Source organism: Ottowia sp. VDI28 (assembly GCF_049532675.1).
Classification (GTDB): Bacteria; Pseudomonadota; Gammaproteobacteria; order Burkholderiales; family Burkholderiaceae_C; genus Ottowia.
Window position 1 is genome coordinate 1,079,862 of the sequence record NZ_CP149820.1, and the last position, 12,545, is coordinate 1,092,406.

Sequence of the window (12,545 nt, forward strand, 5' to 3'; positions counted from 1 at the left end):
AGCTGCTTTACTAAAAATCAACATTCCGCCCCAAGAATAGAGGGGTTTTGCCATCCCGCCTTGACATCCTGAATGCGAATAATGCTTTTTACGTCACCCAGTAGAAACTTCAAGCTGCGTCCAAAGGCCGGCGTATGGGCGGCGCTGGCGCTGGCGTCGGCCATGCTTGCCGGTTGCGGAAAGAGTGCTCCCGCTCCCCAGGCGCAGGCTCGGGTTCCCGAAGTGGGCGTCGTGGTACTGAAAAAACAGAGCCAGCAGCTGGATACCCAGCTCCCCGGTCGCACGGCGGCCTTCCTGAGCGCCGAGGTTCGCCCTCAGGTATCGGGCATTGTGCAGAAGCGCCTGTTTACAGAGGGGGCGCTGGTCAAACAAGGGCAGCCTCTCTATCAGCTCGACGCGGCCAGCTTGCGGGCGGCTGAAGCATCGGCTGTTGCGGTCCTGGCGAAGGTAGAGGCTAGCCAACGCACGCTGGAGGCCACGGCCCGCCGAAACGCGGAACTCGTCAAGATCACGGCCATCAGCCAGCAAGCCTATGAAGAAAGCCAGGCGGCTGCCAAGCAAGCAACCGCCGATGTGGCCGTGGCCAAGGCTAACCTGGAGACCAGCCGGATCAACCTGCGCTACAGCCGCATCGAGGCGCCTATTTCCGGGCGCATCAGCATGTCGAACGTGACGCCGGGCGCCCTGGTGACTGCCAACCAGACCACGCCGCTGACGCAGATCGTGCAGATGGATCCGATGTATGTCGATTTCACGCAGTCGACGGCAGAATTGCTCCGGCTTCGAAGTGATCTCGCGGCTGGCCGCTACCAGAAGCTCGATGGCGAGCAATTGGCGGTGCGCATCAGCCTGGAAGATGGCAGCGAATACCCGCACGAGGGCAAACTGCATTTCTCCGGCCTGATCGTCAACCCCACCATGGGAACCGTGACCCTGCGTGCAGTGGTTCCCAACCCTGAAGGCGTGCTTATGCCTGGCATGTATGTTCAGGCCAAGCTTCCCACTGGGTTGGCGCCCGAGGCGATCCTGCTGCCGCAACGAGCGGTCACGCTCGATCTGACGGGCCGAGCCAGCGTGATGGTGGTGAAGGACGACGACACCGTGGACAAGCGCCCGGTGGAATTGGGCAGCGCCATCGGAAGCGATTGGCTGGTGCAGGCGGGTCTTCAAGGAGGCGAGCGTGTGATCGTGGATGGCTTCCAGCGCATCAAGCCTGGTGACAAGGTCAAGGCAGTGGAATTGGCCGCAAGCGCTCAGAAACAGGACCGGCAGATAGATCCGCAAGCCGCGGCGGCGGCGCTGCGTGCTGCCGCTGCGACGAAGTAAGCGAGAGATCCCCAACACATGGCCCAGTTTTTCATCAACCGGCCCATCTTTGCGTGGGTTATCGCCATCGTCATCATGCTTGCGGGGGCGTTGTCGATCTTCAAGCTGCCGCTGGAGCAATACCCGGATATTGCGCCGCCACGGGTCACCATCGGAGCCCAGTACACAGGCGCTTCCGCTGAAACCGTGCAGAACTCGGTCACCCAGATCATCGAGCAACAGCTCAAGGGGATCGACAACATGCTCTACATGACTTCGACCGCCGATGCGTCGGGCCGTGCGCGAACCACATTGACTTTCGCGCCCGGTACGAACATCGACGTGGCCCAGGTGCAGGTGCAGAACAAGCTGCAGGCGGCTACGAACCGCCTGCCCGAAGCCGTCAAGAGCCGGGGTGTCTTCGTGAACAAAGGCGGCCAGGATTTCCTGGTGACCTACAGCTTCTACTCCACCGACCCATCCATGAACCAGGTGGATATCGGCGACTACCTGAACTCCAACCTGGTGGACGTGATCGGCCGCATTGACGGTGTGGGTGATGTCAACGTGTTCGGTACACCTTATGCGATGCGGATCTGGATGGACCCCGCAGCCATGCAGAAGTATGCGCTGATGCCCTCCGACCTGATCAGCGCGCTCAATGCGCAGAACGCCCAGGTTTCCGCGGGACAGCTCGGCGCGCTGCCCGCGACGGACAACCAGCAGTTGAATGCGACCATCACCGCGCGCACCAAGCTGCAGACGGTGGAACAGTTTGAAGATGTCGTGCTCAAAACTTCGACGGACGGCTCGATAGTGACGATCAAGGATGTGGCTCGGGTGGAATTGGGCGCCGACAACCTGACCGTGAAATCGAAGCTCAATGGCATGGTGGGAGCGGGCATGGGTATCGTGCTGGCAGATGGCGCCAACGCCATGCAGGTGTCTGACGCCGTGGCTGCCAAGCTGGCCGAGCTCAAGCCCTTTTTCCCCAACGAGATTGATTATTTCGTCAGCTCGGATTCCACGCCCTTTGTTCGCGCATCCATTCATGAGGTTGTGATGGCGCTGGGGGAGGCGATGATTCTGGTGATCATCGTGATGTTCATTTTTCTACAGAACTTCCGGGCCACGCTGATTCCCGCGATCGCCGTACCCGTGGTTTTATTGGGTACCTTTGGCGTTCTGGCGGCCACGGGGTATTCGATCAATACCTTGACGATGTTTGCCATGGTGCTGGCCATCGGCCTGCTGGTGGACGATGCTATTGTCGTGGTGGAGAACGTCGAGCGTGTCATGCACGAGACCGGCATGTCGGCGAAAGAAGCCACCAGGCACTCGATGAGGGAAATCACGCCAGCCCTTGTGGGCATCGGTGTGACCTTGTCCGCGGTGTTCGTGCCCATGGCTTTCTTCGGCGGCTCGACGGGGGTGATCTACCGCCAGTTCTCGATCACCATTGTGGCTGCCATGGCTCTCTCGGTGTTCGTTGCCCTGACATTGACGCCCGCCTTGTGCGCCACGATCCTGAAGCCTCCCGCGCACATGGACCCGAATACGCCCGCACGCCGAGGCTTGCTGGGCCTGAACGACCGATTCTTCCGCTGGTTCAATCATCATTTCGACCTCACCGCAGACCGCTACCAGAAGGGTGTGGGCCGAACGCTTCGGCGCGCCAAGCGCATGATGCTGGTGTTTCTGGCGGTGCTGATCGCGGTCTGGCTGCTGATCAGCCGCTTGCCGACATCCTTTCTGCCTGACGAGGACCAAGGCTATGTATCCGTGACCGTCAACCTCCCATCTGGCGCGGCCGACGCACGCCTGCAGGAGGTGCTCGATCAGGTGCGCGAGTACTTTGCGAAGCAGCCGGATGTCATCAGCTTCAACCAGGTGTCGGGTCTGAACGGCGACCAGAGCTCCGCTCGCGGGTTCGTGCGCCTCAAACCCTGGGCGTTGAGGCCGTTGCCCTCACAATCTGCCGCGGCGATCGCGCACAAGGCGACGCGGGACATGGCCTCCATTCGCGATGCGCGCATTTTTGTCACGCTGCCTCCGGCGGTGCGCGGCCTGGGCTCGAATGCCGGCTTCAACTTCATGCTCAAGGACATGAACGACCTGGGACATACCGCATTGCTGGCAGCCAAAGATAGGTTCCTGGCGGAAGCGCGCAAGCGGCCTGAGCTTGCCAACGTGCGCATTACCAACCTGGAAGATGCTTCTGAGCTGCGCCTGGCCATCGACGACCGGAAAGCTGCGGCGCTGAACTTGTCCTATGCGGACATCAACAGTGTGCTATCGAGTGCCATGGGCGGCACCTATGTGAACGACTTCTTGAACAACAGCCGCGTCAAGCGGGTGTATATCCAGGGTGATGCGCCTTATCGGATGCTGCCCCAGGATATTGCCAAGTGGACGGTGCGCAACAAGAACGGCGAGATGGTGCCCTTCAGTGCATTCTCCACGACCTATTGGGCATACGGTTCACCACAGCTGATGCGTCACAACGGCGCCCCGGCATATGAATTCGTCGGAAGCTCGGCGCCGGGTGTGAGTTCAGGTGTGGCCATGAAGGTCGTGGAAGACATTCTCAAGGAAATGCCCAATGGCATCGGCTACGAGTGGACGGGCGCCTCACTCCAGGAACGCCAGTCTGGTGCGCAGGCACCTCTGCTCTACGCTATCTCCATTTTGTTTGTTTTCCTTTGCCTGGCTGCCTTGTACGAAAGCTGGACGGTGCCGCTGTCCGTGATGCTGGCAGTGCCGCTGGGTGTGGTGGGGGCCTTGCTGGCGACCTATACACGAGGCCTCACCAACGACGTCTATTTTCAGGTCGGCCTTCTGACGACGGTGGGACTGGCTGCCAAGAACGCGATCCTGATCGTGGAGTTCGCGGTTCAGCTTCAGGAGCGCGGCAAGAGCGTATTCGATGCCACGGTGGCCGCGGTTCGCATTCGTTTGCGCCCTATTCTGATGACATCCCTGGCGTTCGGCTTTGGCGTCATGCCGCTTGCAGTGGGGACCGGTGCTGGCGCGGGAGGCCGAAACGCCATCGGCACCGCCGTGCTGGGCGGCATGGTGGCGTCCACCGTGCTGGGCCTGTTCCTGGTGCCGGTGTTCTTCTTGCTGGTGCGCAGCTGGTTCAAGAGCCATTCCCGCCGCGATGACAGCGAAGCGAATGCCGCTTCCACACAGGTATCCGCCGTATGAAAAGTGCTTTCTACCCCCATAAGCTCCGCAGGGTGGCCGAACAGCTGAACCCACTGCGTGGGGGCACGGCTTTGGCGGCTGTGCTCGCGCTTTCCGCCTGCAACATGGCACCCAAGTACGAGCAGCCCCGCTGCCAGTGCCTGCCACCCTGTCCGCGCGGGCAGGAGAGCCCGTGGTAGCGACTGAAGCCAGCCTGGCATTTGCGCAAGCGCAAACCTGGATTCAGGATGCCCAGCTGCGTGAAGTGGTGGCACTGGCGCTCAGCCACAACCGCGACCTGCGTGTGGCCGTTGAAAACATCGAGAAAGCGCGTGCGCAATACGGCATCACGCGTGCCGATCTGCTGCCGACGGTCAATGCGCAAGCGCAGGGCTCTCGCAGCCGGACGGCGGCCGATCTCAGCAGCACGGGGCGGGCGAGCGTGGTGAACCAGTTCACGGCGCAACTGGGGTTCACCAGCTACGAGATCGATTTCTGGGGGCGTGTGCGCAACCTCAACGAAGCGGCGCTGCAAGCTTTTCTTCAGTCGGAAGACAACCAGCGGAACGTACAGATCGCCCTGGTGGCTGATGTCAGCAATGCGTGGCTCACTTTGGCGGCCGATAAGGCTCGTCTGCAACTGGCCAAGGACACCCTGGCCGGACGAGAAAAATCCTACGAGCTGACCAAGCGTATTTTCGACATCGGCTCGACCACCGGGCTGGTACTGGCACAGAACCTTTCCACGGTGGAAACTGCTCGCGGCGATGTGGCCGCGTTCACTTCCCAGGCGGACCGCAGCCGCAACGCCCTGCAGTTGCTGGTGGGTGGGGTAGTGCCCGAGCGCTTGATGCCCAGGGACAGCACGTTGACCATGCCCGGCCGCGAGGCGGCCGCCTTGCTGCCCTCGCCTGAGGGCCTGTCTTCCGAGCTATTGCTGCAAAGGCCGGATCTGCAGGCTGCCGAGCACAATTTGCGCGGCATGAATGCCAACATCGGTGCGGCGCGCGCGGCCATGTTCCCCACGATCTCGCTGACCAGCAGCGTGGGTACCGGCAGCACGGAGCTGAATGGCTTGTTTGGCAGCGACAACTCCACCTGGAGCTTCATCCCGCAGATCAGGCTGCCCATTTTCGACGGTGGGCGCTCGCGTGCGGGCGTCCAGGTGGCAGAGGCGAATCAGCGTATTGCAATGGCTCAATACGACAAGGCAGTACAAACGGCGTTCAAGGAGGTGGCTGATGTCCTGGCGGACAGGGCTCAGTGGAACGAGCGGCTGCGTGCCCAGGAGAGCATGGTGCAGGCCACGCAGAAAGCATTTGATCTCTCCGATGCCCGCTTCAAGGCAGGAGCGGACAACTACCTGACCGTGCTGGATGCCCAGCGCAGCTTGTATGCTGCTCAGCAGACCTTGCTGACCCTGCGCCTGGGGGAGCAAGTCAATCGTGTGACCTTGTGGAAGGCACTGGGCGGGCGAGAAGCTGCATCGCAGTCCTGACCGGCAGGGAGCGCGGCCTTCAAACAACCGCGGCAAGCTTGAGCGTGCTTTCCAGCTTGCCCCATTCCCGCGCGCTCAAATGGGGACGCACGGTGTCGAGCGCGGCAGCGAATGCTGGGGCGGGCGCAGCGGCCTGCATGCCGCCCAGCAACTGGGCGCGTTCAGCAGGGGCTATCGCCGGCACCATCCAGCGCAGGAACATCAGGTTTTTCTCGGGCGGAATGGAGGCCACGATGCTTCCCTCCAGCGCCATCAGTTCCGCATCGCTGTAGCCGGCCTGCAGCACCTGGTTGTGCTTGGTTTCCTCGATGTGCATGTGCATGAAATTTTCCGCCACGAACAGCGACAAATGCAGGTACAAGGTTCGCACCGCGCGCTCTTGCGCCGTACCGGGGTTGGCGGATTTGACCGCGGCCACAGTCTCGCGTAGTTGCGCGATGGCTGATTGGTGTTCCTCGTGCTCATGGGCAATCTTCGAACTGCTGCCCGGTTGGCAGGCTTCCATTGCGGGATGGATGAAGGTGTTTTCATGCGAGAGGTGGCTGGCACAGGCATCTGCCAGAGCCAAGACGCGGTCGCACGCCGCATGCAGTTCGGCGCGGTCATTGACATCGGCGCGGCCCACGGCGTGAAGCGTTTCCGTCATCATGGTGCGCAAGCCCTTGTGGATGTAGGCGTAGATATCCATGCGAGGCGCCAAGGTGGTGTCGACGGGGAGGGAGACGGATGAGTGTGTCATGGTGAGGGTTCTTTGAGGTGAGCGGTCACTTATTGGGAAAGACCCCCGTGGCAACGGGGTACCGTCACTGTAGAAAAACGCTCGGATTTGCGCTGCTAAAAGAACGTTAAATTGGCGCTAAATGCTGGTTAACGGCAGGCGTATCATCCCGAGCACACTGCCTGCCAGGGGTTTTCGTCCGTGCTCGTTCTTCCAGCCGAATGGCGTTTTCATCTGCCGCTGATGCCATCCCTGCGGCTGGGTAGCTGCGAACGCAGCGGGCAACCCTGTGTGTGCCGCGCGCTTGCCGCCGAGGCGTTGGCTGACGGCCGGATGCTGGTGCTGCTGGCTGAAAAAGCCGCTCCGCGCGTGGTTGCAGCGCTGAGCGAGACGGGGCAGTTGGCATTGCTTGCCAATTCGCCTCGCACCAACCGCACTTTGCACATCAAGGGCCGCGATGCCCGTGTGGAGCCGGGGCTGCCGGAGCACGCCAGCTTGCTGGCATTGCGCCAAGCGACCCTGGGCTCCGAGATTGCCGAGATCGATGGTTTCGCCGACGCGCCCTTTCTTCAGTTGTGGTACGGCGCCGCGGCGCGGGGGCTGGCCGCGGTGTATTTCAGTATTTCCGGCGCCTGGGATCAGACACCCGGTCCCAATGCGGGGTTGCCCTTGGCGCTGGAGACCGCGTCATGACAAGGCCGGACCGCTCCCCAATCTTCATTCCGGAGCGCGGCGGCGTGGAGGAGCTCCAGCGCGCGGAGGAGGGCCCTGCGGCAGCGCTGACGCTCTACGGCATCCGCCGAATCCTGGATGGCGCCATCCCTCCTACGCTCTGCACTGCTTCGTCCGAAGGCGTACCGCACGTCAATCTGCTTTCGCACGTCGAGTATGTGGATGAACACCACGTCGCGCTCACCTACCAGTTCTTCAATCGCAGCCGGGACAACGTTCTGGCCACGCGCCGCGCATGCCTGATGCTGGAGGACCCCGGCAGCGGTGCCAATGTGGTGCTGCAGTTGCGCTATCTGCGCACGGAAGCCGAAGGCCCGCTCTTCGAGCGGTTGCGTGCCAAGCTGGCCGGCATTGCGGCGCATACCGGCATGGAGCATGTATTCCGCTTGCGCGGCGCGGACATCTATGAAGTGCTGAGCATCGAGGCGCCGCCCAGCGGCGCTCCGCTGTCCACGCTCCAGGCACGTTGCGATCTGGCCGCTGGTGCGCGTGCCGTTTCCACGCGGCTCGCGGAATGCGAGGATCTTTCCCTATTGCCGCAGGTGGCCATGGATGGCCTGCGCGGCGATCTGGCGGTGCATCACGCCATCCTGTGGCTGCTGGATGAGCCCCGCCAGAGTCTTTATGCGCTGGCCAGCATGGGCTACGCCCAGGCCGGCATTGGCGCCGAATTGCCCGTGGCCGTGGCCGGATTGGCAGGTGTGGCTGTGCGAGAGGGGGTGGCGTTGCGTATTGGCCATATGGCGCGCATGTACCGCTATGGCCGTACGCTGCATCAGGTGGCCCGCGAACACGGCATGGTCGACGAGGCGGCCGAATTGACACTCATTGGCTTGCCCGGTCTGCCTACTCCCTGTAGCCAACTGGCCGTGCCGTTGCGCGCGCGGGGGCGGACGGTGGGGGCGCTGTTGGTCGAGAGTGAAAACAACCAATTCTTCGGCTACGACGATGAAGACGCGTTGGCGCTGCTTTGCGCTCAACTTGCACAGGCATTGCTGGCCCTGCAAAGCGCCGAACTGGAGGCCACCGTGCCGCCAGCGGAACCACAACCTCCTGTGCCGCTCGACGGACCGCCGCTGCGCCTGCGGTATTTCGCGCGCGACGGCACGGTGTTCATCGACGACCAGTACCTGATCAAGGGCGTGGCGGGCGCCATCCTGTGGAAGGTCGCCAGCGATGCGCATTCCAACGGGCGTGCCAGTTTTACCACGCGGGAGCTTCGCCTCGCCGGTACCTCCCTGGGGCTGCCTGAAGTGCAGGACAACCTGGGCGTGCGTTTGTTGCTGCTGCAGCGCCGCTTGGCCGAGTGGGGCGGACCGCTGCAGATCGAGAAATCGCGGCGCGGCTGCTATGTACTGGTGCTGGGGCGGACGTTGGTGCTGGAGCGTATTGACAGCGTTGCGTAGCAGGCAAGACGGAGGTTCTGGATTTTCAATACGCGCGCTCAGTAGCGCCAGAACACTTGCTGCAACGCCTCCGGGCTGTCATGGTGTGCGAGCGCCAATGCGGCAAGCAGGCGCGCTCGCGGAGGGTTCTGGTCATCCGTGACGACCCATCCCTGCGCATCGTCATCGGCATTCGCGTTGCGGATCACCGGACCGGCTCCGGTGCGCGATGCTCTCACCAGCAGCACTCCGCGCGCGCGCAGCATGCTCAGATAGTCCGCCAGATAGGCCGGTACCGTGCCGCCCCCAAAACCGGCATGCACGATGGCTCGCGCGCCCAGCGCCACCCAGGCCTCGTAGATTTCCTGCCGCATGTTGCCATGGCTGCTCACCACGCCCACCAGGGGCAGGGTGTCGATGGCGGTGATGTCGAATTCGCTTTGCGTGGTGTGCGGCCGCGTCAGGGCGCGGTACCAGCGCGGTGTTTCTTCGGCCACCAGGCCCAACGGACCGTGCGGCGAGGCGAAGGCGTCCAGCCGCATGGCGTGTACCTTGGCCACGTCGCGCGCACTGTGGATTTCTTCGTTCATGACCACCAGCACGCCGCGTCCGCTGGAGCCTGGGTGCGAGGCCACGGCCACCGCGTGCAACAAGTTGGCCGGGCCGTCTGCAGCCAGCGCGGTGCCTGGGCGCATGGCGCCGGTCAGTACGACGGGCTTGGGGCTTTTCACCGTCAGGTGCAGGAAATACGCGCTTTCCTCCATGGTGTCGGTGCCGTGGGTGACGACCACACCGTCCACTTCGTCGCGCGCGCACAGCGCTGCTACCTGGCGGGCAAGCCGCAGCAGTTTATCGTCGGTGAAATCAGCCGAATCGATCTGCAGCAACTGCTCCACCTGTAGCTCGGCCAGCCGGGCCAGCTGCGGCACATGCGAGATAAGGTCGCTCGCGCTGACCACGGCCGCCTGATAAGCAGCCGAGGGGAGGCCATTGCTTGCCGTGCCGGCGCCCGCGATGGTGCCGCCCGTGCCTACCAGGGCGATTCGAGGTAGTGTTCTGGATGGGCTTGTGGTCATGGGTGGTATTTTCATCGACGACGGTGCACACTTTGAACATGAAACATCTGACGGCTATTCTGTTTGCCTCCCTCTTTGCCGCCGCCCCTGCACTGGCGGCGCTCAAGCCCGGCGATCCTGCTCCGGTATTCAAGACGCCCGCCGCGGTGGCAGGCCAGGTTTTCGAGTTCGACATGGCCCAGGCCCTGAAGAAGGGGCCTGTCGTGCTTTACTTCTTTCCCAAGGCATTCACGCAGGGCTGTACGGTCGAGGCCAATGCGTTCGCCGAGGCCACACCCGAGTTCAACGCCCTTGGTGCTACCGTCATCGGTGTGTCGCATGACAACATCGACACGCTCAAGCGCTTCTCCCGCGAGGAATGCCGCGACAAGTTCGCCGTGGGCTCCGACCCGCAGGCACGCACCATCAAGGCCTATGACGCCGGCGCGCTCATGCCCGGCATGGCCAGCCGCATTTCCTACGTGGTTGGGCCGAATGGCAAGATCGTGTTGGCCCATGAGGGCAGCGATCCGCTCAAGCATGTCGAGATCACCTTGCAGGCCGTGCAAAAGCTGAAGAGGGGCGCTACACCCTAGGGCAACGAAAGTGCGCATGCGGGTTTTTCTGGAGGAATGGAGGGCTTACAAACGTATTCAGTTGCCACCTTTTCCTTCAAGATAGGTGGCATGCCCAATCCCCATGCTTCTGGCTTGCAGATGGTCGCTTCGCATCTGCGTCGTCTGGCGAGACACTGGATCGTCCTGTCGCTCCCCGGATTGGTGCTCGGCGCCGCGGGGACCGTGGCATCCGCGCAGGCTGGCGATCCGATCGTCATCGTTGTGCCCTATGCGCAGAACGGCCCGACGGATCGAACGCTGCGCGCCATGGTCAAGCCGCTTAGTCAGGCGCTCGGAGGCACGCCGATCACTGTGAAGAACGTGGCAAGCCCAGGGGGCGTCGATGGCCTGGCCGAAGTGGCCAAGGCCCCACCTGACGGCCGCACGCTGCTCTTCACCAATACCAACATCGCGCTGCTGCCCGCATTGGGCGAGAAACTGTCATTCGATCCCAGGAATGATTTCGCTTACCTGGGCCTGGTGCTGGAATCTCCCATGGTGGTGCTGGGCCGCCCCGCGCTGGAGGCACAGACACCTGCGGAACTGGCTGAATGGCTGGCCCGCACCGACGGCAAGCAGGTGCGGTTGGCTGACGCTGGAGCAGGGTCTGCTTCCTATCTGTGCGGGCTGTTCCTGCAGAGCCTGGTGCGCAAGAACTTCTCCAGAGCAGATTTTCCCGGGAGCGCACCGGCCATGACGGCGTTGAAGGACAACAAGGTAGACATCCTCTGCGACCAGACACCGTCGGTCAAAGGCCCGTTGGCCGCCAAGGAGGTGCGAGGCTACGCACTGACCACCAGCACGCCGATGACGATGTCTCCTTTTGCTGGCCTGACTACCCTGCGGCGCATGTTCTCGCGCGAATTGGAGCTCAGTATCTGGCATGGGTTCTATGCGCCCAAAGGATTGCCGGGAAATATCCAGGCCAAGCTCAACGCTGCCATCCGCCAAGCCTCGGCTGATCCGGCCTTCGTGGCTGACCAACAGTCGCAAGGCGTGGTCATGGTGACTGGCCGCCGCCAGACGCCTGAAGGGCACAAGGCCTATATCGATCAGACCATTCCGCTGTGGCAACTGATCGTGGCGGTGAGCAAATCAGGGACCAAATAGCTCAGGCCGCCAACACCGGCATCAGGTCTCGGTATCGCAGGGTGATGGCCTGACCGTCGATCTGGAAAACCTTGTTCTCGAAGTTCTTGCCCGCCAAATGCAGGATGCCGATCATTTCGTGGGGCAGTGTAGGTGCTCTCAGGCACTTCGTGGGCTTGTGCAGCATCGGCATGCAGAAGATGGCCATCCAGTTGTCGATGGCCCTGAGGGGGAAAACTGAATGCCATGCCGGTATATGAGCTTATGAAGCGGAATCTGGTCCGAGAAATAGACATCCTCGCCCCTGTCATGCCTGAGCTTGAGCTGTATTAATTCCGCATTCCACATCTTCCACACCCTTGACTCCGGGCGCATGGCGTAGACCCCGGCATTCACCATGGGCATCCGCAAAGGCATGGTGTCGATATGCCTGGCTTCGTTCTGCTGGTAGATTTTCAGTGTCCGGTCGCCTGGCGTGGGGGAATGGGTGTAGTGGATATCGTATTCCGGATGGATGGAGATCTCATGCCGTGCAGCGCCATTCAGAATCCTTGGCAGGGATTCGCTGCCCTGGAACCAACAATCGGCATCTATCCAGGCGTACATCGAGAACCCGGGGAAAATGTCTGGCAGGCGTGCCTTCAGCCCGGAATAGGCAAAAAAATACCCCAGGGATTCATCGTACCCGGGGCCTAGATCGGATACATCAACCACGAGGTCGAACTTGGCTCTCAGTTGAGGCGGCACCTCGACCTCGCCATAGACCGCAGCCGCCAGCGCATACCGGTCGCCATAGGCAGCTCGATACGAGTCCGCCATGTCCTGCGCCAGATCGAAATGCCGGTGGTTGAAACCCGTCACCACCACAGCGCGTTCAGCTCCCATGTCGCCCCCTGCTCCATTTCTTCTTGTCATGAACCCCGAAGGCCGCGGAGCAGGCCAAACCGGGGCTGCCGCGGA

9 protein-coding genes and 1 pseudogene are annotated in these 12,545 nt (G+C 62.2%); 7 read left to right on the plus strand and 3 right to left on the minus strand.

The window, feature by feature from the left end:
* Positions 1–81: 81 nt before the first annotated feature.
* The 3 genes and pseudogenes from WJU18_RS05010 (at position 82) to WJU18_RS05020 (ending at position 5,989) form a co-directional block, all read left to right on the plus strand.
* On the plus strand, positions 82–1,326 hold the full coding sequence (locus WJU18_RS05010; protein WP_423459038.1) for an efflux RND transporter periplasmic adaptor subunit: 1,245 nt from the start codon (positions 82–84) through the stop codon (positions 1,324–1,326).
* Between the two features lie 18 nt (positions 1,327–1,344).
* The gene (locus tag WJU18_RS05015; protein WP_423459039.1) at positions 1,345–4,512 is read left to right on the plus strand and encodes an efflux RND transporter permease subunit; all 3,168 of its coding nucleotides are present in this window, start codon (positions 1,345–1,347) and stop codon (positions 4,510–4,512) included.
* A 104-nt stretch (positions 4,513–4,616) separates the two neighbouring features.
* Positions 4,617–5,989: pseudogene (locus WJU18_RS05020) on the plus strand (efflux transporter outer membrane subunit).
* Positions 5,990–6,008: 19 nt separating this feature from the next.
* Here the strand turns inward: WJU18_RS05020 and WJU18_RS05025 are convergent.
* Positions 6,009–6,728, minus strand: coding sequence for a hemerythrin domain-containing protein (locus tag WJU18_RS05025; RefSeq protein ID WP_423459040.1), 720 nt, complete (start codon positions 6,726–6,728; stop codon positions 6,009–6,011).
* A 180-nt stretch (positions 6,729–6,908) separates the two neighbouring features.
* On the opposite strand from WJU18_RS05025, the gene WJU18_RS05030 reads away from it, so the two are divergent.
* The gene (locus tag WJU18_RS05030) at positions 6,909–7,400 is read left to right on the plus strand and encodes a hypothetical protein (protein WP_423459041.1); all 492 of its coding nucleotides are present in this window, start codon (positions 6,909–6,911) and stop codon (positions 7,398–7,400) included.
* Entirely contained in the window at positions 7,397–8,845 is a 1,449-nt protein-coding gene (locus WJU18_RS05035; RefSeq protein WP_423459042.1) for a GAF domain-containing protein, read from the plus strand. The genes WJU18_RS05030 and WJU18_RS05035 overlap by 4 nt, the downstream gene beginning before the upstream one ends.
* Positions 8,846–8,883: 38 nt before the next feature.
* On the opposite strand, the gene WJU18_RS05040 is transcribed toward WJU18_RS05035, so the two are convergent.
* On the minus strand, positions 8,884–9,900 hold the full coding sequence (locus tag WJU18_RS05040) for an asparaginase (RefSeq protein ID WP_423459043.1): 1,017 nt from the start codon (positions 9,898–9,900) through the stop codon (positions 8,884–8,886).
* A 38-nt stretch (positions 9,901–9,938) separates the two neighbouring features.
* Between WJU18_RS05040 and WJU18_RS05045 the strand changes: the two genes are divergently transcribed.
* A complete protein-coding gene (locus WJU18_RS05045) occupies positions 9,939–10,475 on the plus strand; it encodes a peroxiredoxin (RefSeq protein WP_423459044.1) in 537 nt (178 codons plus the stop codon).
* Between the two features lie 90 nt (positions 10,476–10,565).
* Entirely contained in the window at positions 10,566–11,606 is a 1,041-nt protein-coding gene (locus WJU18_RS05050) for a tripartite tricarboxylate transporter substrate-binding protein (RefSeq protein ID WP_423459045.1), read from the plus strand.
* Between the two features lie 138 nt (positions 11,607–11,744).
* On the opposite strand, the gene WJU18_RS05055 is transcribed toward WJU18_RS05050, so the two are convergent.
* Positions 11,745–12,470, minus strand: a complete 726-nt coding sequence (locus tag WJU18_RS05055) for a hypothetical protein (RefSeq protein ID WP_423459046.1) — start codon at positions 12,468–12,470, stop codon at positions 11,745–11,747.
* Positions 12,471–12,545 lie beyond the last annotated feature (75 nt).

Excerpts from the sequence above, each read along its gene's own strand:
- WJU18_RS05010 (WP_423459038.1), top strand. The coding sequence starts at position 82 with ATGCTTTTTACGTCACCCAGTAGAAACTTCAAGCTGCGTCCAAAGGCC.
- WJU18_RS05015 (WP_423459039.1), top strand. The coding sequence starts at position 1,345 with ATGGCCCAGTTTTTCATCAACCGGCCCATCTTTGCGTGGGTTATCGCC.
- WJU18_RS05025 (WP_423459040.1), bottom strand. The coding sequence starts at position 6,728 with ATGACACACTCATCCGTCTCCCTCCCCGTCGACACCACCTTGGCGCCT.
- WJU18_RS05035 (WP_423459042.1), top strand. The coding sequence starts at position 7,397 with ATGACAAGGCCGGACCGCTCCCCAATCTTCATTCCGGAGCGCGGCGGC.
- WJU18_RS05040 (WP_423459043.1), bottom strand. The coding sequence starts at position 9,900 with ATGACCACAAGCCCATCCAGAACACTACCTCGAATCGCCCTGGTAGGC.
- WJU18_RS05045 (WP_423459044.1), top strand. The coding sequence starts at position 9,939 with ATGAAACATCTGACGGCTATTCTGTTTGCCTCCCTCTTTGCCGCCGCC.
- WJU18_RS05050 (WP_423459045.1), top strand. The coding sequence starts at position 10,566 with ATGCCCAATCCCCATGCTTCTGGCTTGCAGATGGTCGCTTCGCATCTG.
- WJU18_RS05055 (WP_423459046.1), bottom strand. The coding sequence starts at position 12,470 with ATGGGAGCTGAACGCGCTGTGGTGGTGACGGGTTTCAACCACCGGCAT.